This is a genomic window from Nocardia sp. NPDC006630, from assembly GCF_040611495.1.
Lineage (GTDB): Bacteria > Actinomycetota > Actinomycetes > Mycobacteriales > Mycobacteriaceae > Nocardia.
Genome location: NZ_JBEXOK010000002.1, coordinates 532,430 through 549,280 on the forward strand (window position 1 = coordinate 532,430; position 16,851 = coordinate 549,280).

18 protein-coding genes and 1 tRNA gene are annotated in these 16,851 nt (G+C 64.1%); 10 read left to right on the forward strand and 9 right to left on the reverse strand.

Annotation, left to right across the window (positions count from 1 at the left end; translation table 11 throughout):
- Positions 1-111: 111 nt before the first annotated feature.
- Positions 112-585, reverse strand: coding sequence for a hypothetical protein (locus tag ABZX86_RS06900; RefSeq protein ID WP_355120813.1), 474 nt, complete (start codon positions 583-585; stop codon positions 112-114).
- Between the two features lie 146 nt (positions 586-731).
- Between ABZX86_RS06900 and ABZX86_RS06905 the strand changes: the two genes are divergently transcribed.
- Positions 732-983, forward strand: coding sequence for a hypothetical protein (locus ABZX86_RS06905; RefSeq protein ID WP_355120815.1), 252 nt, complete (start codon positions 732-734; stop codon positions 981-983).
- 328 nt (positions 984-1,311) lie between these two features.
- Here ABZX86_RS06905 and ABZX86_RS06910 read toward each other — a convergent pair.
- From ABZX86_RS06910 to ABZX86_RS06920, 3 genes are all read right to left on the reverse strand, one after another.
- Positions 1,312-1,385 (reverse strand) — tRNA-Ile (locus ABZX86_RS06910).
- 340 nt (positions 1,386-1,725) lie between these two features.
- Entirely contained in the window at positions 1,726-1,947 is a 222-nt protein-coding gene (locus tag ABZX86_RS06915; protein ID WP_355120817.1) for a hypothetical protein, read from the reverse strand.
- A 275-nt stretch (positions 1,948-2,222) separates the two neighbouring features.
- Complete coding sequence (locus ABZX86_RS06920) at positions 2,223-2,738, reverse strand: DinB family protein (protein WP_355120819.1); 516 nt, start codon at positions 2,736-2,738, stop codon at positions 2,223-2,225.
- Between the two features lie 265 nt (positions 2,739-3,003).
- Between ABZX86_RS06920 and ABZX86_RS06925 the strand changes: the two genes are divergently transcribed.
- The 3 genes from ABZX86_RS06925 (at position 3,004) to ABZX86_RS06935 (ending at position 5,002) form a co-directional block, all read left to right on the forward strand.
- Positions 3,004-3,909, forward strand: coding sequence for an ADP-ribosylglycohydrolase family protein (locus tag ABZX86_RS06925; RefSeq protein ID WP_355120821.1), 906 nt, complete (start codon positions 3,004-3,006; stop codon positions 3,907-3,909).
- Positions 3,910-4,072: 163 nt separating this feature from the next.
- Complete coding sequence (locus ABZX86_RS06930; RefSeq protein ID WP_355120823.1) at positions 4,073-4,426, forward strand: antibiotic biosynthesis monooxygenase; 354 nt, start codon at positions 4,073-4,075, stop codon at positions 4,424-4,426.
- Between the two features lie 144 nt (positions 4,427-4,570).
- The gene (locus ABZX86_RS06935) at positions 4,571-5,002 is read left to right on the forward strand and encodes a pyridoxamine 5'-phosphate oxidase family protein (protein ID WP_355120825.1); all 432 of its coding nucleotides are present in this window, start codon (positions 4,571-4,573) and stop codon (positions 5,000-5,002) included.
- Between the two features lie 299 nt (positions 5,003-5,301).
- Here the strand turns inward: ABZX86_RS06935 and ABZX86_RS06940 are convergent, their stop codons facing one another.
- Positions 5,302-5,907, reverse strand: coding sequence for a TetR/AcrR family transcriptional regulator (locus tag ABZX86_RS06940; RefSeq protein WP_355120827.1), 606 nt, complete (start codon positions 5,905-5,907; stop codon positions 5,302-5,304).
- Between the two features lie 96 nt (positions 5,908-6,003).
- On the opposite strand from ABZX86_RS06940, the gene ABZX86_RS06945 reads away from it, so the two are divergent.
- Complete coding sequence (locus tag ABZX86_RS06945) at positions 6,004-6,924, forward strand: SDR family NAD(P)-dependent oxidoreductase (RefSeq protein WP_355120829.1); 921 nt, start codon at positions 6,004-6,006, stop codon at positions 6,922-6,924.
- A gap of 118 nt (positions 6,925-7,042) precedes the next feature.
- Here ABZX86_RS06945 and ABZX86_RS06950 read toward each other — a convergent pair whose 3' ends face one another.
- On the reverse strand, positions 7,043-8,242 hold the full coding sequence (locus ABZX86_RS06950) for an FAD-binding oxidoreductase (protein WP_355120831.1): 1,200 nt from the start codon (positions 8,240-8,242) through the stop codon (positions 7,043-7,045).
- Positions 8,243-8,658: 416 nt separating this feature from the next.
- Here ABZX86_RS06950 and ABZX86_RS06955 point away from each other — a divergent pair, with 416 nt between their 5' ends.
- Positions 8,659-9,261 (forward strand): TetR/AcrR family transcriptional regulator, encoded by a 603-nt coding sequence (locus tag ABZX86_RS06955; RefSeq protein ID WP_355120833.1) that lies wholly within the window; start codon positions 8,659-8,661, stop codon positions 9,259-9,261.
- A gap of 221 nt (positions 9,262-9,482) precedes the next feature.
- Here the strand turns inward: ABZX86_RS06955 and ABZX86_RS06960 are convergent, their stop codons facing one another.
- Complete coding sequence (locus ABZX86_RS06960; protein ID WP_355120835.1) at positions 9,483-10,328, reverse strand: alpha/beta hydrolase; 846 nt, start codon at positions 10,326-10,328, stop codon at positions 9,483-9,485.
- Between the two features lie 412 nt (positions 10,329-10,740).
- On the opposite strand from ABZX86_RS06960, the gene ABZX86_RS06965 reads away from it, so the two are divergent.
- Positions 10,741-11,004 (forward strand): hypothetical protein, encoded by a 264-nt coding sequence (locus tag ABZX86_RS06965; RefSeq protein WP_355120837.1) that lies wholly within the window; start codon positions 10,741-10,743, stop codon positions 11,002-11,004.
- Positions 11,005-11,040: 36 nt separating this feature from the next.
- Positions 11,041-11,643 carry a dihydrofolate reductase family protein gene (locus ABZX86_RS06970; RefSeq protein ID WP_355120839.1) on the forward strand — a complete coding sequence of 201 codons (603 nt, stop codon included), beginning with the start codon at positions 11,041-11,043 and terminating at the stop codon, positions 11,641-11,643.
- 439 nt (positions 11,644-12,082) lie between these two features.
- Here the strand turns inward: ABZX86_RS06970 and ABZX86_RS06975 are convergent, their stop codons facing one another.
- A complete protein-coding gene (locus tag ABZX86_RS06975; protein ID WP_355120841.1) occupies positions 12,083-12,922 on the reverse strand; it encodes a hypothetical protein in 840 nt (279 codons plus the stop codon).
- Positions 12,923-13,089: 167 nt separating this feature from the next.
- On the opposite strand from ABZX86_RS06975, the gene ABZX86_RS06980 reads away from it, so the two are divergent.
- Both ABZX86_RS06980 and ABZX86_RS06985 read left to right on the forward strand, forming a co-directional pair.
- Positions 13,090-13,716, forward strand: a complete 627-nt coding sequence (locus ABZX86_RS06980) for a hypothetical protein (protein WP_355120843.1) — start codon at positions 13,090-13,092, stop codon at positions 13,714-13,716.
- 305 nt (positions 13,717-14,021) lie between these two features.
- Complete coding sequence (locus ABZX86_RS06985; protein ID WP_355120845.1) at positions 14,022-15,284, forward strand: hypothetical protein; 1,263 nt, start codon at positions 14,022-14,024, stop codon at positions 15,282-15,284.
- Between the two features lie 577 nt (positions 15,285-15,861).
- On the opposite strand, the gene ABZX86_RS06990 is transcribed toward ABZX86_RS06985, so the two are convergent.
- Entirely contained in the window at positions 15,862-16,809 is a 948-nt protein-coding gene (locus tag ABZX86_RS06990; protein WP_355121302.1) for a decaprenyl-phosphate phosphoribosyltransferase, read from the reverse strand.
- Positions 16,810-16,851: the final 42 nt, after the last annotated feature.

Genomic DNA, 16,851 nt, shown 5'->3' on the forward strand with positions numbered 1-16,851 from the left:
GCGGCGACCCTACGGGACAACAGAGACCGCCGATCGAGCTGAGATGAGCCCGGCCGCACTCTCATGTCGCGACTCGAACACTGCATCATCCCGATCCGGCGATGTCGGCGTTCAGTGCCCCATGTCGGCGTCGTTCACCGGGTGCCACCGGAACCACATGTCGGTGCCCTCGGCTCGATACCGATCGCCTTTGTCGAATCGCATCTCGGCCATCAGCTTTCGGGCGTTCGCCGGAACCTGACGATGCGGAGCCAGGAGGCCTTTCAGTTCGTCATAACGGGCATCGATGCCGCCGTGGCCCGGATGACTGTCGCCGTCTACCTCGCCGGCCACGTAGCGCTGATCCCAGCGAGCGAAGATCGCCCACCGTTCAAGCTCCCAGGCCACTGCTTCCTCGTTCGCGGGCCAGACGTTGAATACGTAACCTGCATCGACGCGATCGAAGGCCCAACCCTCGAAATAGTGTGGCTGCCCTCCGATGTCGGCGAGTCCTTCACGTGGCCAGTCATAGCGTTCAGATTCGACATACACATGCTCGAAGCCATCAGCAATCAGGACCGCTTCGTCCCACTCGTTACCCAGCACAGCCGAATGCTAGCCCCGAGCCACAGCGACCGCGGTGCTCCCGCAACGCACTCATCTGCCGCGGGCCGCACTGTTCGAAGCGGCCATGATGTGGCTGGCACCTGACGCAGCAGTACGGCCGCGCCGGCGCCCGCTACCATTCGCCGATGCCGCTCTCACCCGATGACGAGATCCAGAACCGAGCCGAGTTCGCAGCGTGTGTCGACGACCTCCGGATCAATCTGCAGGATCAACGCGATCGGTGGAACAACGCCACCCTCGAGTCGTTCCTAGAGGCGTTGAGCGCGTGGGTGGACGCCTCGGATGGCTGGTATCAGAACCGCGGTAAAGAGTTGCCCCGCAACGGCGACTGGACCTTCTTCGCTCGCGCGCTGACTGCTGCCGCGGTTTACGAGTAGTGAGTTTCCGGCGGCAGGGCATACCCAACACAGTCTCTTACTAGCCGCATACCGCGCCGACCGAACCTGCCGGTGCGGGTCGGCCGAACGTCCAACCGGCAGAGCCGATCCGAGATGGCAGAACGCACGCTACCGCCGCGCTGAGGTGCTGGCCATTCGTCGGTTCGGGTTCAGTCCAGGTGTGGATCTGTCAGCAGCACTACGCGGTCAGCGGCGGGGTCGAAACCGAGTACCGGGGAATGATGGCAGTCCTCCGTGTACATGGGCAAAGGGATGCCGGCGGGATTCCGGTAAGCGACGTGCTCAAGCCGACTTGCCCAATCTTTAGTACCCCCGGCGGGGTTTGAACCCGCGACCTTGACGTTATAAGCGTCCTGCTCTAACCGGCTGAGCTACGGGGGCATGTGCACGACAAAGCCCCGGGGCGGCTGGCCCCGGGGCTAGGTATGCACTGACCCAGCAGTTCGAGCATGAGGACAGTATGGCATCGGCCGGTGACACTGAGCCAGTGGCTGGGCCTCGAACTATGAATGCACGATAGTGCCGCTGATCGCTCGGTTCGAAGCGGCCACGCGGTGCGCCGGAAGTTCAACCGGCCGAGATCATCTCAGCCGATCGAAGCCAATGATCTGCCGACGAGTGGGAGAGGTGGCCACGGCTTGCGGCGCAGGGAATCGGAAACCGCGTGCGATGGAGCTGGCCCGCTCCCCTGTCATGCGTGATCGACTCAAGTGTGGAGCTTCTAGCCGGCTTCGCCCAACCAGCCTGCGGGCAAGCGCTCGTATAACTCGACCGGAATTTCCGTAGGGCGCTCGCGGCCGAAATCTGCGTACACATCGCCGTATCGAGTAGGGATGATCAGGCCGGTGAACTGGTCGAGCTCGGTGTCGCACCATCGTTGCAGCAGCGTGAAGAACTGCCTGATTTCTGTGTCAGTCATCCGTACGCCGGAGGTGTCTGTCATATCCAGAGACTAGGTGCGGTACGTGCCGAATCGCGATCGCGTTCACCCCCTTGCGCTTACGGCACCGCCGGTGCGGCCACCGAACCGAATCGGCCAGCGCGGCACCTTTGAAGATCAACCGTCCGTGGGCATCCGACGCCAGCCGAACGCAGGCTTCTGCCGATTAGAGAGCCTCCCACCGGGCACCTGGACTCGATCCTGGCCGGGACCAAGCCCAGACGCCAGCCTTAAGTAGGCTCCGATGACCGAGCGATATGGCCTACTTCGGCTGGGGCTCATACCCCGGTCAGTCCATCGATCCGTTCCCGCAGCAGATCCGCATGCCCGAGGTGCCGGGCGTATTCTTCGATCATGTGAGTCAGAATCCAGCGTAGCGACACCACCAGACCGGTGGCCCGGTGCAGTCCCGTAACATCCAGTGACTCAGCAACTTCCAGCCGCGTCCGCGATGCCGCGCATTCCTCAAGCCAAGCCTGCAGCGAAGATTCGACATCAGCGTCATCGACCGCGAAATCGATGTTCTGCTCCCCATTTTCGCGCCGCCAGTACAGGAACGGCACATCCTCGCCGCCCAGCACCCGCTGGAACCACACCCGCTCCACATCGGTCATATGCCGCACGAGCCCGAGCAGCGACAGCTCCGACGGATCCACAGCCCGCCGCCGCAACTGCTCATCGCTCAGCCCGGAACATTTCCACGCCAACGTATCCCGCTGAAACTGCAGGAAACCGGCCAGCGTCTCACATTCCCCCGCCTGCATCGGCCTGCCGGTCCGCTCATTGCCCTCCATAGGACCATCATCGCCCACACGAGGCCGCGCGGTTGGGAACGGCCGGGTACGGCCTCTCGGAAGCCGACTCCTGCTGTAACAGAACCGCTTTCATTCGAACCAGGGCCGAGAACCGCACCCAACCAACACCCGGCAATGCCGCAACCCGCGCGTTGGTCGGCCGCCGACACTGGTTGGCCGACAGCATTACTTCGACTGGCCAGATCGACGCGATAATTACCCTGCCATTGCAGATGCCGATCACGGTTGGCATTATTGCCCCGGTATGCCGCAACCATCCGATACTGCTCGTGACAGCCTCGACGGCCTGTCCGTGGGCGACGCACTCGGCGCCCAATTCTTCGTACCCGGCAGCTCGGTGCCCGACCTGCTCGCCGGACGCCCGCCCGCCGGACCGTGGCCCTGGACCGACGACACCGAAATGGCCTGCTCGGTGCACACCGAGATCCGCACCCGGGGCACCATCGACCGCAGTGCACTCGCGACCGCCTTCGCCGACCGCTGTGAGCCCTACCGTGGCTACGGCGCCGGCACAGTCGTTGTGCTGCATCAGATCCGCGACGGCCGCCCGTGGGCCGAAGCGGCCGGGGACGCATTCGGCGGACACGGTTCCTGGGGCAACGGCGCGGCCATGCGCGTCGCCCCGCTCGGCGCCCACTTCGCCGGAAACCCGGACCGGGCTGCCGCTCAGGGCGCCCGCTCGGCCGAGATCACCCACCGCCATCCTGAGGCGATCCTCGGCGCCATGTCCGTGGCCGTCGCGGCCAGCCACGCCGCGGCCACCCGCGAAACAGGTTGCACACCAGCGGAGCTGCTCGACGCGGTTGACCCTTACCTGATCGACGGACACACCGCCACGGGTATTCGCCGAGCCCGGGAACTGCTGGGCCACACGGTCGCCGAGGCTGCGTACGAACTAGGGAACGGTGCCCGGGTCAGTGCCCAAGACACCGTCCCGTTCACCCTCTGGGCTGCGGCCACCTACCTGCGCGACTACCCGGCCGCTATCATCGCCTGCATCGAAGCGGGCGGAGACGCCGACACCACCGCCGCCATCGTCGGCGGGATCGTGGCCGCGCACACCGGTATCGGGAACCGGGCTGGCGTCAGGGGAATACCGCAAGAATGGCTCCGCGCCAGAGAACCCCTCCCGCAGTGGGTGATTCACTGAGCAGGCATCCGCCGCTCGATATCGAGTGGGTGGCCCACCGTGCAGGAGCACACGAGTCTGCCGCGTCGCGCGCTGTCCGTCGGCCACGATGAAGGCGGGAGCCGACCTGGGCGGTCGCTGATTGCCTCGAAGTCACTGCGCGTCAGCGCATTAGAGTGATCTATTGGAAGATCAACAGCAGGCGGAGGGGAATCCAGTGGCCGAGACGGACATGTTCAGCGTCTATGCACGAATCTCGGCACAACCGGGTCAGCGTGACACTGTCATCGAGCTGATCAACGAGGCGGTACGAACTGGTGGGGAGACAAGCGGACTGATCTCCTACAGCATCAATGCGCCGCTCGACGAGCCAGATGCCCTGTGGGTCACACAGCTGTGGATCGACAAGGCGGCGCACGACACAACCACCCACAGCGAGCCGGTCAAGGCTGTGTCGCAGCGGATGGTTTCACTCCTGGCAGCACCACCGACTGGTTCCTACGGTCTCGCCGTCCACACCCAGGGATATAGCCGGTAGCGCAGCCGCCGATACCTCATCTGCCGCAACACGCGCATTCCGAAGCGGCTAGGAGGCCTGCCGAATCGACGGGCAGAGTGCAGTTCGGTCGCGGGGAACGCACCATATTGCCGATGACACGATGGCGGGTAGTGTCCCTACATCATGCGCCGTCTAGAAGTCCCCGAGATCGGGGAGCTGCTGGGTCTGGATGTCGTCGCGCATCTGTCGACGATCGACTCTGATGGTTACCCTCACGTCACCCCGATCTGGTTCTTGTGGGAGGACGGGTGTATCTACCTGACCAGCTATCCGGGCCGCCCGCATCTGGGCAGGATCATCCGGAATCCCAAGGTGGGGTTGGTGATCGACGTCGAGGCCGAACTGCGAGCCGACGGCGAACGGCCGAACAAACAGGTCAGGCTGGTCGGAGATGCGGCCGTCTCTATCGATCCGGATGAGACCTGGACTCGGCATATCCGGGCCAAGTACATCGACAGCGCTGTCGCACCGGGGATGGTCGATCGCGCGTTGAGTCGAGGGAGAATGGTTGTCGCAATCACCCCTCACACGATCACTGCGGTTGCCAGCGTTTGACGGGACGAACGCACTGTTCTGCCGCGACCCGGGCGTCGGTCTTCCGCCCAAAATGGTTGGCCGACAGCAGCTTTCCGTTGCCACAAGATACGAGGTTGTGCCGCCATGTGTGGGCCGACAGCGACACCTGGCCGGGACTTCTCGCTCGCGAAGTCATCCCTGCGGGCATGCCGAAGGACCGGGGTTCGGTCGCAAGTCATGTCGGCTCGAGGCTCGCAATGCGGCCTGCCTCGGCGGGCAAATCACGGGCGGTACTCCGGGCCTACTCGTCGGTCTCGAAGTATTGGCTGAGTAGGGGCTCAAGCCTGGATAGCAAGGGCGAGAAGGGTATTGACCGCGGTTTCGAACGGCTGGCTACTGCGTTGCACCTGAGCCAGGAGTGTCGCTCCTTGGAGCGTCGCGAGCAGAGTGGTGGCGAGGTCGTCCGGGTCGATGCCGGGTGGAAGCTTCCCGTCGGCATGAAGGATCTCGAGCCCGTCGCTGATCGCGGCTGTCCACTGATCGAACCCGGCCGCGATGAGCGCTCGGGCCTCGGGGTCGTTCTCGGCGAGTTGACCACCTAGCGAACCCAGTGGGCAGCCGCCCTCTGCTTGGGTCTGTCTCGCCGCGGTGATCACCATGTTCCGCCAGGCTTCGACTCCGTTCGCGCCGGTGAGCGCCTGCCGTTGGTGTTTGACGATGGTGTCGGCCTGGTAGTCGATGACCGCCTGGACGAGGTCGTTCTTGTCCGGGAAGTAGTGGTACAGCTGTGAACCGCTGACTGCCGCCGCCACTTTGACGTCCTCCAAGGTGGTGCCCGCCACCCCGTGCTGATGGATCAGGCCGGCGGCCTCCTCCACTATTCGCGCCCGGGTGCGTGCTCCCTTGGCAGTGAGCCTCGGCCGGTCAGCTGTCTCGCCGTTCATGAACCCAATTTAGCAGATTTTGAGTTTGACAACCCAGTCCGCCATGGCCATAGTGGGTTGTGTAACCCATTTCCGAAGAAAGGGTCAGGGGAACGAATGACCGATCCAAAAGGCAAGACTGCTTTGATCACGGGCGCTAACGCCGGGATCGGCAAAGACGTCGCCAGGCAACTGGCATTGCGTCCCGATACGGTGCGCATCTACCTGGCATGCCGGAACAAGGACCGTGCGATAGCGGCAAAGGCTGAGCTCGAGGCGGAGACCGGCCGGTCCATCTTCGACATTGTTGTCATGGATGTCGCCGATCTGGGTTCGGTCCGCGCAGGCCTCGCGGGCATCGACGGATCCGTCGACGCGCTGGTCATGAACGCCGGTGTCATTGGCCCGAAGACGATGGAGTTGACCGCTGACGGGGTCACGCGTGTGTTCGCGACGAATGTCCTCGGGCACGTCGCCCTGCTCGAAGGACTCTTGGCAGAGGGGCGGCTGGGCGAAGTCGCGGTCCTCGCCGGAAGTGAAGCAGCCCGCGGAGTTCCGAGGCTGCGGATGCAACGGCCGTCCTTTGTCTCAACCTCAGCCGATGAACTCGCCACCGTCATCGACGGCAGCTACTTCGCGAGCAGAAAACCCGACTTCAACCTGGCGTTCGGGCAGACCAAGTACATCGGGGCCTTGTGGATGGCCTACCTGGCCCGCCGACACCCGGACCGCCGATTTGTCACCGTGAGCCCCGGAGGTACCGCCGGTACCGAAGCCTCGAACGACCTTGCGCTACCGCTGCGTTTAGCGGCCAAGTACGTCATGCCCGCCTTGGGGATCTCCCACAAGCTCGAGGTCGGTGCGAAGCGACTGGTCGACGGCGTCACCGACCCGACCCTGTCCAGTGGCGTGTTCTACGCCAGCGCGGCCAACAAACTGACGGGTCCCTTGGTCAACCAAGCGGAATTCTTCCCCGACTTGGCCGACCCGTCGTTTCAGGACCACGCCAACAAGGCCATCCACCGCTTCATTTCATGACGACTCAATCGTGAAAGAGCCCCGAGAGGTTGGCCGCCCAGTGTTCGAGGGAAGGCTGTTGAAGAACTCGGGGTCCGGCCCTGATCTGATTCCGCCGGATTGCCCTGACGCCGGGCAATCAGGCCAGAACGGGGTAGTTGGCGCGGATGACCGCGTGGGGGTCGTGACTGTGTTTGATTGCGCGCAAGCGGGTTAGCGTTGCGGGCGGGAAAGCGCGTGCGGCGGTGTCGCCCGGCGTGAGAAATGTGAACGGTGCCCGGTCTGCCAAGACTGGGCGCAGGGCGTCGCGGTACTGCTGCCGCCGGGCCTGGATCGCCGCTTTGGATTCCGGAGTGGTGACCATCCCGATCGCAATGAGGCAGTAGGGTGCCGTCAACTGCCCGGCCGCGCTGTCGGATGCTCGGGCGAATGCGCCGCCGAGGTGCCGGATCTCCATCGCGAGCAGTGGCGTTATCGGCTGCAGCAGCGCTTCGGCGGTGTGATCGTCGATTCCGGTCAGCAGCTCGGAAGCGAACATTCCCGGACTGGGATCGGTTGACTCGGAAGCGATCTCGCCGAGGTCGGCGATCGCCACCATGCGGCGGGTGTCCTGGAACCTGCCCGGAATCGAGTCGAACCGCGACAACAATGTTCGCCCGCTGGCCTCGTCGCCCAGATAAGCGACCATAACGCTGGTGAGCACGGTGGGCGATCCCGGAGGCTGAATCTGCTGAAACCACACCGTCAATTCATCGGGCGCGTTCGCGGTCACGTCCAGGAAGGCCGCCATGACCGCGGGCGCGAAGGTCCCCGGCCACACCATTGTCCCGCCGAAAACCGCTGGGGCCGGGTGCAGATCGAACTCGACCGCGGTGACGAGAGCGAAATCGCCACCGCCACCGCGCATGGCCCAGAACAGGTCAGGGTCGGAGGTGGCGGTGATCCGGCCGGGGTGACCGTCGGGGTCGACGATGTCGAAAGCGGTGACGCTATCGGCGGCCCACCCGTATTTTCGTCCGAACCAGCTCAATCCGCCGCCGAGACAGAACCCGGTCACGTTGATCACCGCCGAACTGCCCGCCAGCGCGGTCAATCCGTGTGGTCCGGCTTCGGCGAGTACTCGACCCCATGGCACGCCAGCGCCGACCCGCGCGGTGCGCGCGGCGGGGTCTACCTGGACTGTGTCGAGTTTGCTTGTGCGCACCAGGATTACGCCGTTGAGATCGTCGCTGGCGCCATGACCGTTGGGCTGGACCGACAGCGACACTCCGGCGCGGCGGGCGTACCGCACCAGCGCGGCGGCATCGGCGGCGTCGGCGAGCTCCACCACCGCCCGCACTCGCTGAGTGACAGCGGTACTCCATGCTCGGGACGCCGCCGCGAACCCGGGGTCTCCAGGCAACGACACCGGGCCCCGCACGATCGCGCGCAGATTGTCGCCGCCAGCTGTCGCCGGGCGTGTCGTGACAAGGTCGCCAATCCCCCAGGCTGCCGCGCCGACGACGCCCACACTTGCCGCACCGATGAACGCTCGGCGACTGATTCCCCTGCTCAATTCCCCACCACCCCAACTTGTCCCGTGGCCGAGGCCGCCTTCAGGGTCTTGACCCGAGCCCGACAGCGGGCAGCCGGGGAAACTACAACTGGCATGACTACCTCCATAAACTACACACTATGTGTAGAAACTAAACTACACATAGTGTGCACACCCCCGCACGCGCTCACTCCACATCGCACGAACATTGGGAGACGGACGTGACCGACCCGCAGAACGCCAGAGGCCGCCGCACGGTCGGCGCCCTGTTGGCGGCGACCCGCGACATCATCGAGAACGACGGCCTGCCCGCGTTGACCATGGCAGCAGTCGCCGAGCGCGCAGGCGTCACCCGCCGAGCCGTCTACCTGCATTTCGCAACGCGGACCGACCTCGTCATGGCGCTCTACCGCAGCTTCGGCGAGAGCGAGAACCTCGCAGAATCACTTCAGGTCGTGTGGGACGCCCCCGATGCCGTGTCGGGTCTCCGCGAATGGGTCGCCCACCTAGTGCGAATAAACCTGCGAGTCCTGGCGGTGCTGCGCGCTTTGGAGCAAGCCCAACACACCGACCCGGATGCGGCAGCGTTGTGGCGGATCACCCAGGGCAACTGGCTCAAGAGCAGCCGCCGCGTCGTCGAACGGCTGGCGCAGGAGGGGGTGCTCGCCCCGCACCTGTCCGTCGACACCGCGACCGACCTACTGTGGGCGCTCATGTCGCTCGACCTGCTCGACCGCCTCGCTCACCAACGACGTTGGTCGAACAAACGACTCACCGAACAGCTCACCGCCATGTTCATCGCCACCTTTGTCGCACCGTCGTGACAGAGGTGGCAGTCGACCAGCGCTGACATCCCCCAGGGGACAAACGCATTATCTTGCTGCCTACCGCGCTGACCGAACCGGCCAGCGCGGTACCTCGGAAGGTCAACGGGCCGGACGACTTCCGGCCGCCGGCAGTGCACCCTATTGCCGAGAAGCGCGAATTCACTTGAACGCGTGCTTCTCTGACCTGTGGGGCCGTTCTGTCGCAAGCCTTTGATCCGTTACTGCGTGATCGAGCGGGCCGCGAGAACATTCAGCAGTGTGGTCACGAACGGCTCGGCCGAGCCGAGATAGCCAGCGTGGTCGCCGGGAAACTCGACGAGTTCAGCGTTGATCGTCGGCGCGAACTCCAGGGCAGGCAGCGCAGGCCGGAACGCACGCGAGTCCGCACCGATGCCGAAGATCAATCGGTCGGCCGACTTGGCGAGCGCGGGCACGTCCGGCTGGTAGCCGACCACGTCAAGCATTTCGCTGCCAAGAAAGAACGGCAGGTTGGCGTGCATGCGGGCGCGCATCTCGCCGATGGCGGGCGGCAGTTGCGTCGGCTCGGCCGACCGGTTCTGTGCTCGTATGCCGATACCCGCGCCGAACTTCTCGAACGCGGCATCGGTGCCCTCGCGCAGAAACGTGGCGTGGACGTCGGCGAAGAAGGCCGCGTGGTCGGCGGCGTCGGGCAGGACGGTGAACATCGGCGGCTCGTGCGCGATGACCAGGCGCACCCGGTCCGGATACCGGCTGAGCAGGTCGAGCGCGGTGATTGCACCGCCGCTATTGCCGAACACGCACGGCGGCTCATCGGTGAGCGCGTCGATGATCGCGAGCGCGTCATCCGCGCGTTCGCGCACCGGTTGCGGGCCGGGGTTGTCGATGGTCAGTGCGCTGCGCGAGTTGCCGCGCGCGTCGTAGGTGATGACCGTGTAGCGCTGCGCGAGCGGAGCGGCGAGGAACTGGAACACATCGCCGTCACCTGTATTGCCGTGCAACAGGACGAGCGGCGGGCCGTCGCCGCGAACCTCGTAGCGCAGACGGGCACCGGGCACATCGAGAAAACCGGTCGTACCGACCATTATTCGCTCCCCCCAGGAAGGTTGATATCGCCAGCGCCACTCTAGCTTCGGGGCCGCCCTCTGCCCCAGCGATTCCCGGGCGGGAGCGTTCTGCACAGGGAGTGCCCACCTCATAGGCTGACTATGGTTAACGAAAGTATCCGGTCATGCCTCGACCCGCGCGTCGGTCGGGCGTCCAAACCAGCTGGCCGACAGCGCTTCTCGGCGATGGACCGGTCCGCCGAACCGAGGGAATTCCGTGGTTGACCCAAGGTCACGGCCGAGTCGGACTTGTTCTCGGAGTTGGTGTTTACGGTCATGGGAACTCCTGACGGATCGATGGATCGGGGTAGTCGGCGATGTGGAGAATCCGTGGGCAGCTATCACTGCCCGTCGATCAACTCGAACCGCGAAGCTCACCAGCGTGCGCATCATGGTCCGTGGGGGCCATGCCGGAAGCGAGAGCGTGGGCAGCATCGGCGAAATATTGCTCGCCAGCACCATGGGCCAGGCCGAGGAGGGCGCCCTGGCCGAGGCCGACGAACAGTGCCCTGAGTGCCACGACCAGGCGTTGCGCCTGATGCGGCGTTCGGAACCGGCCGCGGGCTCCACCGGCGCGTACACGCACATGCCGATGAGGTACCTCTCACCAGATGGGCGCGACCACGATGAGTTTCGGACTCCCGCTTCGTCCTAACCCGTATCGCCGACCGGATGTGAAGGATGAAGCGGAATGTCTGAAGTATTCCTGACCATGGCAATGTCACTCGACGGGTTCATCACCGGTCCGGACGACAACGCCGAGAACCCCGCCGGTACCAACGGGATGCGGCTGATGGACTGGCTCAGTGGCGGAGGCGCATCCAATGCGGATGTGCCCCGCACCTTCCGCCCCACGTATCCCAACAGCCGACTCGTATTCGACGAGGCCATGGCGACCGGTGCCGTGATCACCGGGAAACGGACCGGAGACTTCGCCGGGTACTGGGGTGGGGACCACCACGACGGGGTGCCGATCTTCGTGCCGACACATCGACCATCGGCCGAGAACCCTTACGAGCGAGTGCATTACGTCACCGATGGCATCGCCGCCTGTGTCGAACAGGCCAAACAGGCCGCAGGCGGGCGGAACGTGATGATGCACGGTGCCTACACCGGTCAGCAGGCCTTGAAAGCGGGTGTACTGGACATGATCGATATCCAGCTCCGGCCGGTCCTGCTCGGCCGCGGCCGACGACTGTTCGATGACCTCCCGGCCGAGCACACAGAACTCGATCTGGTACGCACCCTGGAGGATCCCGGTGTCCTGCACCTGCGGTACGTAGTGCGCAAATAGCGGCGCGGCACGTGAACTACAGCGTGAGCCCAGATTCCCGGGTCCATCGCACAGCGGATCCCATCCGCTAATGCCTGCGGGTTCAGGCGGTCATCGCAACCGCGTGGAAGATCAATGGGTCGAGCTGCTCTCGACCGCCGGCGGTGCGCGCTGATGCCGAATACAGGATGGGTCGCGCCGTCCCTGGCTGACTATTGCCGTTTGCGGTTGGCTGAGGCCCAGATACGGATCGCTGCCACCAACTCCCGCCCCGGGCCGGGGGTTCCCGGGCGCCGAACCAAGGTGTCAGGCGAGTGGGTCCGGTTCGGCCTCCTCGGGTGCCTCGGCGCGCTTGGCCGCCGTGATCACCGCTTCAGGTTCTGTTCTCGCCCTGTGGACATGGGCTCTGGCCCAGGCTCGGATCAGGGCGCTCTGTTCCGGATAGCCACGCCGCACGCTTTCAGCGCTCATTCCGTGTGCGAGAGAAAAGTCGCGAGAGCTCTTCGAACTGCGACGGCGTCACGAAGACCAGGTAGTAGTCTTCGCCGGAAGCAAGCGACGCCAGGACAGTACCTAGGGCAAGGGCGTGCTCACCGATCTCTTCGAGGAACGCTTTGATGTAGCCGATTCGCTGGTCGTCGGCATGCTCGGCGTCGAAGGCGGCGACCCAATCCCAAGGCAGCGCAGTGGGATAGGAGTTCAGCGATGCCAATTGCTCGCGGACAGATTGAGGGTCCTGCTCAGGCGAGATGATCGCCATACCCGCGATCCCGTCCAGAGATTCGGCGTGGCTGACCCATTCAGCGGCACCCGGGATGAGATGTGCCAGTCGTTGCGCCATGATGGACCGCACGCTGAACTCGAAATCCGATTCCGTTACATCCGCGTAGCCGCGGTAGATGCCGTTTGTGTCTACCCTGTTCGCGAAGTCCTCCCAGTCCAGGTTCGCGTCGTTGATGTTGATGTCAACGCTCGACAGCTCGGCGGGCACCACCCGGAACGGCTTGTAGTCGCCTCGGTCGTACTCCTGGGGTGGCAGGACCCTGACTGCCAGGATGGGATGCTCGGGATCGGTGAGGGTGATCTCGTCGGCGAGGAAGGACACGATCGCCCCGCCCGGATGCTTCGCCTTCAGCGCTTCGGGACTCAGGCCTTCAAATTCCGGGTCGTTGACCAGGGACGTATAGGCGAGGGATCCCTCCATCCTGGGCATGAGGACCTCTCGGACCAGAGAACCCCACGCGCGGTCGTCACCGAACCACGTGCGGACGAGGACCGATTTGTTTGGTAGGTCTGCCATGGGCGAACCATAGAGGCTGGGGCCGACACACTCCGGTGCCAGCTCCTGCGCGACCCGAGCGTTGGTCGGCCGTCCACAATGGTTGCCCGACAGCGCTTCCCAACGCACGCACATGCGGAGTTCAGTGCGGTGGTGGCCCGTTGCTGCACTGTGCCTAGGCTGACCGCGTGTCGCATATCTTGCACGTGTACTTGGCCGACCTGGACGAACTTGCCGCTGTGATCGGCTCCCGGGACGAACGGCTCTTGAACCGCGTTCTGGCGAAGCTTCCCGACCCAGCCGGACTGGGTCCCGTTCTCGTCCGGGAGATCGTCGAGGGCGGTCCTTTTCGGCACGAAACCTCCAAGCTCTACGTCGAAGCGCTGGAACTGATTTGCGCAGAGCTCGGTTCGTACCTGGATGACGTGGGTTTCCGGTTCACATACGCGCCCGATGACATTATCGAACTGGCCCACGAGGAGTTCGATGCCGGACCATGGCCCGAACCGGAAGACGCAGGCTGGGGAGCGTGGGGCAAAGAGAGCGCCGCCGAGTGGCTGGCGGAGCTGGAAGCCGATGACGACGGCGATGACGATGACGATGGATATACCGAGCACCGATTGATGTGGTTGCGGGCTTCCAAGGAAGCGAACAAGGATTTGATCGGCTTTTGGGGCGCGTCCGGCGAGTTGCTGTGGGGCCTCGGGCATCCTGCTGAGCCGGATCCTGTCAAGTGGTCCAGGATCCGAATGCTGTGGGAAGGGTCAGAGTTTCGGTGGGCGTTGTCGAGATTCTGGACCCGTCTGTGGTGGTGAGTCCCCGCTCGGCGCGGTGCGGCAGACGTCAACTGGCTGTGGCGACCCGAGGTCGGCCCAATGCTCGCTCATGCCGCGACCCGCGCGTTGGTCGGTCGTCCAAACATGTTGGTTGACAGCGCCTCCCAACGCATGCACATGCCGATGGCAATGAGGAGTGCGTTCAGCTCACCCCTGGTCAGGGCACAGGTCGAGTCGGGGCCTGTGCTTCAACTTCATGCGCTCCTCTGGGAGTGGTGGCAGGATTGTCCCGGACCGAAAGCGACTGTGGCCGAGGCTATTTGACAGACAGGGAATGGGGCAGCATGAGAACCGTATTCTGTAAGCAGTTCGGTGAGCCGTACAACGAATTCTCTCGTGTGATCGAGACATCGGACGGCAGCATCGTCGCGGTCGGTGGTGGCTCGAAGGGGATCATCGTCAAACTCGATTCCCAGGGCGAGCTGGTGTTCACCCGTAGCACTGGCAAAGTGGCGCAATACAATGACGTGCTCATCGACGTCTCGGGAGCGATAGTCGCCGTAGGCGGCGGGACTATCAGCTCTGGCAACTCCACCATTACCAAACTCACCTCGACCGGCGATGTCGTCTTCGACAAAGCTTTCGGCTCCGGCACGGGAGGGTATTTCAACAGGGTCGTCGAAGACACCAATTCCGGCGGCTATGTTGCTGCGGGAACCGACGGTTCGCGACCCGCACGGGCTCGGGTTGCCGGGTTCACCAGCACCGGCAATCTGACCTTCGATCGAACCTTCGGCACGAGCGTGGAGTTCTTCGATGTCACCTACGGACGGTCAGGTGCCATTGTCGCAGTCGGCGGGACCAACGGTACGTTCGAAGGGCAGGCCACGATCGCGATTCTCAATCGCGTTGGAACGGTTGCCTTCTCCCAATCGCAAGGGGCGGCCGCTGGTTGGTACCGGGCGGTGAATTTCAAATCCGACATCCTGACCTTCGGGGGCGGTGCCGAAGTATCCGACGCCTCGCCTCGCCTCACCCGATTTCTTGATGACGGGACCGTGGTCTTCGATCAGCAACTCGCGACCGCACCCGGGACGGTGGTCTCGGTAATCGAAACCAGCAAAGGCGATTTCGGTGTGGTGACCGATCTCCGTGGCCGATCGAGTCTGGTCAGGGTCGAAGCGAATGGGAAGGTCTCCGTCGACAAACAGTTCGACGGATCGCTCTACGCGGTGGCAGCAAGCCGTGAAGGGACGCTGTCCGCGGCGGGTGCATCGACCGATGGCAGCGGGGTTGCGGTGACGGTGGACACGAACGGCAAAGTGCAGACGTTCACTGCGGACGCGCCACTGGGCGCCGCGGTGATCTCGAGTGCAGGCGTTCTCTACGCAGCGACGCTCGATGGCAGCACCCTCGTGGGTTACCGCTACGACGGAGTCGTCACCACGATCAATACCTACAGTCCAGACGGGTTACCCACTCCGTCGAAGAAGGCTCGGCTGACCAACCTCACGCTGACCTCCGATGGTGCGGGTGCCATCGCGTCGGCGGCAGCCATGGGTACGTTCGACGGCGCACCATGGCTCTACAAAGTCTCGTTCGACTGACCAGGCAACCTGATCAGGACTACACCGTGGGGGTGGGTGCGTATGTGCCCCCTCACGATGCACAAACCACGGCCAGGCGCAGCGAGCGGGCCTGATCAACACGGCCCAAGCCGAAACACACTGTATTAGCCGCGTAGCGCGCCAACCGAACCGGCCAGCGCGGGCTGGCGGAAGGTCAACTGCCCGTGTCTATCCGAGGCCGGCGGAACGTCCTCGACTGCCGATTACCGCGCACCGATCCGAGATGAACTTTCCCTGCAATCCATGGCCCTCATAGACGGATTTCCGCAGATCCACCCGCGACTTGCACGCACAGTTCACTTCCGCAGACGAATTCAGAGCCGTTCGGGGCCAGACAGCACCCCGTCCGCGACCAACACTCATCCCGCGTAGCAATCAGCAGCATCCGAACATGCCGCTGATCGCTCGGTTCGCAGCGGCCACGCGGTGCGGCGGAAGATCAAGTGGCGGTGGCTATTCGAGGCAGGCCGAACGCACACACATGCCGTCGCGGTCGGTGTGTCGCGCCAAAGCCAAGAGGTCCGCTCATGATGCGGCAGCTGTCCCCTATGTCTCCTCAGGTGAGGTAGACGGCCACACCGATTGTTGCGGCGCACGCCAGGGCCAATGACTGCAGGGTGCGGTCGCCCAGCACGATTTCCTCGGGTTCACCGGCTCCGGCGCCATCGACGTCGACCGCGTAACGCAGGATGCAGATTGTGAAGGGGATCATCGAGATTGCGAACCACGGGTTGTCCTTGTGATCGGGCTCGAACGCCCACAGCCCGTAGAAGACCACGACCGCGGTGCCCGACAAGGTCCAGACGAAACGGAGATAGGTGGGCGTGTAGTACTGCAACGACTTACGAATCTTGGCGCCGGTGTCCAGCGCGAGTTTCAACTCGGCATAGCGCTTGCCCGCCGCCATGAACAGCGAACCGAAGGCCGCGATCAGCAAGAACCATTGCGACAGATCAATACTCGCCGCCGCGCCGCCGGCAACCGCGCGCAACAGGAATCCCGATGACACGATGCAGATGTCGAGGACGGCCTGGTGCTTGAGACCGAAGCAGTAGGCCAGCTGGATGCCGACGTAAGCAGCCATCACCACGGCCAGCTGCCACGTCGCCAGGAACGAGAACAGGATTGAGGCCGTCAGCAGCACCACCGACAGCGCGTAGGCCAGACGCGCCGGAACCACCCCGGCGGCGATCGGGCGGAAGCGTTTGGTCGGATGCGCTCGGTCGGCTTCCACGTCGAGCGAGTCGTTGACCAGGTAGATGCCAGACGCTGCCAGGCAGAACACCACGAACGCGATACCGATGTGCAGATCGCGCGTGAGATCGGAGATGGCAAAGGTGTCGGTACCCGGAATCGTGCCCGCGGCCAGCGGCGCGGCCAGCACCAGAACGTTCTTCACCCACTGACGTGGCCGCAGGGCTTTGACCAGGCCGCTGGCCAGGGTCTTGGGCGGGCCGGTGAAGATGGCCTCGTCGAGTTCGATGGTGGTCGGCTCTTCGCTCATATCAACGTGACTGCTTCCTATGGCGCGGAGGAATCTCTTTCC

Coding starts and splice junctions, on each gene's coding strand:
- ABZX86_RS06905 (WP_355120815.1), top strand. CDS start 732: ATGCCGCTCTCACCCGATGACGAGATCCAGAACCGAGCCGAGTTCGCA.
- ABZX86_RS06915 (WP_355120817.1), bottom strand. CDS start 1,947: ATGACAGACACCTCCGGCGTACGGATGACTGACACAGAAATCAGGCAG.
- ABZX86_RS06920 (WP_355120819.1), bottom strand. CDS start 2,738: ATGGAGGGCAATGAGCGGACCGGCAGGCCGATGCAGGCGGGGGAATGT.
- ABZX86_RS06925 (WP_355120821.1), top strand. CDS start 3,004: ATGCCGCAACCATCCGATACTGCTCGTGACAGCCTCGACGGCCTGTCC.
- ABZX86_RS06935 (WP_355120825.1), top strand. CDS start 4,571: ATGCGCCGTCTAGAAGTCCCCGAGATCGGGGAGCTGCTGGGTCTGGAT.
- ABZX86_RS06940 (WP_355120827.1), bottom strand. CDS start 5,907: ATGAACGGCGAGACAGCTGACCGGCCGAGGCTCACTGCCAAGGGAGCA.
- ABZX86_RS06945 (WP_355120829.1), top strand. CDS start 6,004: ATGACCGATCCAAAAGGCAAGACTGCTTTGATCACGGGCGCTAACGCC.
- ABZX86_RS06960 (WP_355120835.1), bottom strand. CDS start 10,328: ATGGTCGGTACGACCGGTTTTCTCGATGTGCCCGGTGCCCGTCTGCGC.
- ABZX86_RS06965 (WP_355120837.1), top strand. CDS start 10,741: ATGGTCCGTGGGGGCCATGCCGGAAGCGAGAGCGTGGGCAGCATCGGC.
- ABZX86_RS06970 (WP_355120839.1), top strand. CDS start 11,041: ATGTCTGAAGTATTCCTGACCATGGCAATGTCACTCGACGGGTTCATC.
- ABZX86_RS06975 (WP_355120841.1), bottom strand. CDS start 12,922: ATGGCAGACCTACCAAACAAATCGGTCCTCGTCCGCACGTGGTTCGGT.
- ABZX86_RS06985 (WP_355120845.1), top strand. CDS start 14,022: ATGAGAACCGTATTCTGTAAGCAGTTCGGTGAGCCGTACAACGAATTC.
- ABZX86_RS06990 (WP_355121302.1), bottom strand. CDS start 16,809: ATGAGCGAAGAGCCGACCACCATCGAACTCGACGAGGCCATCTTCACC.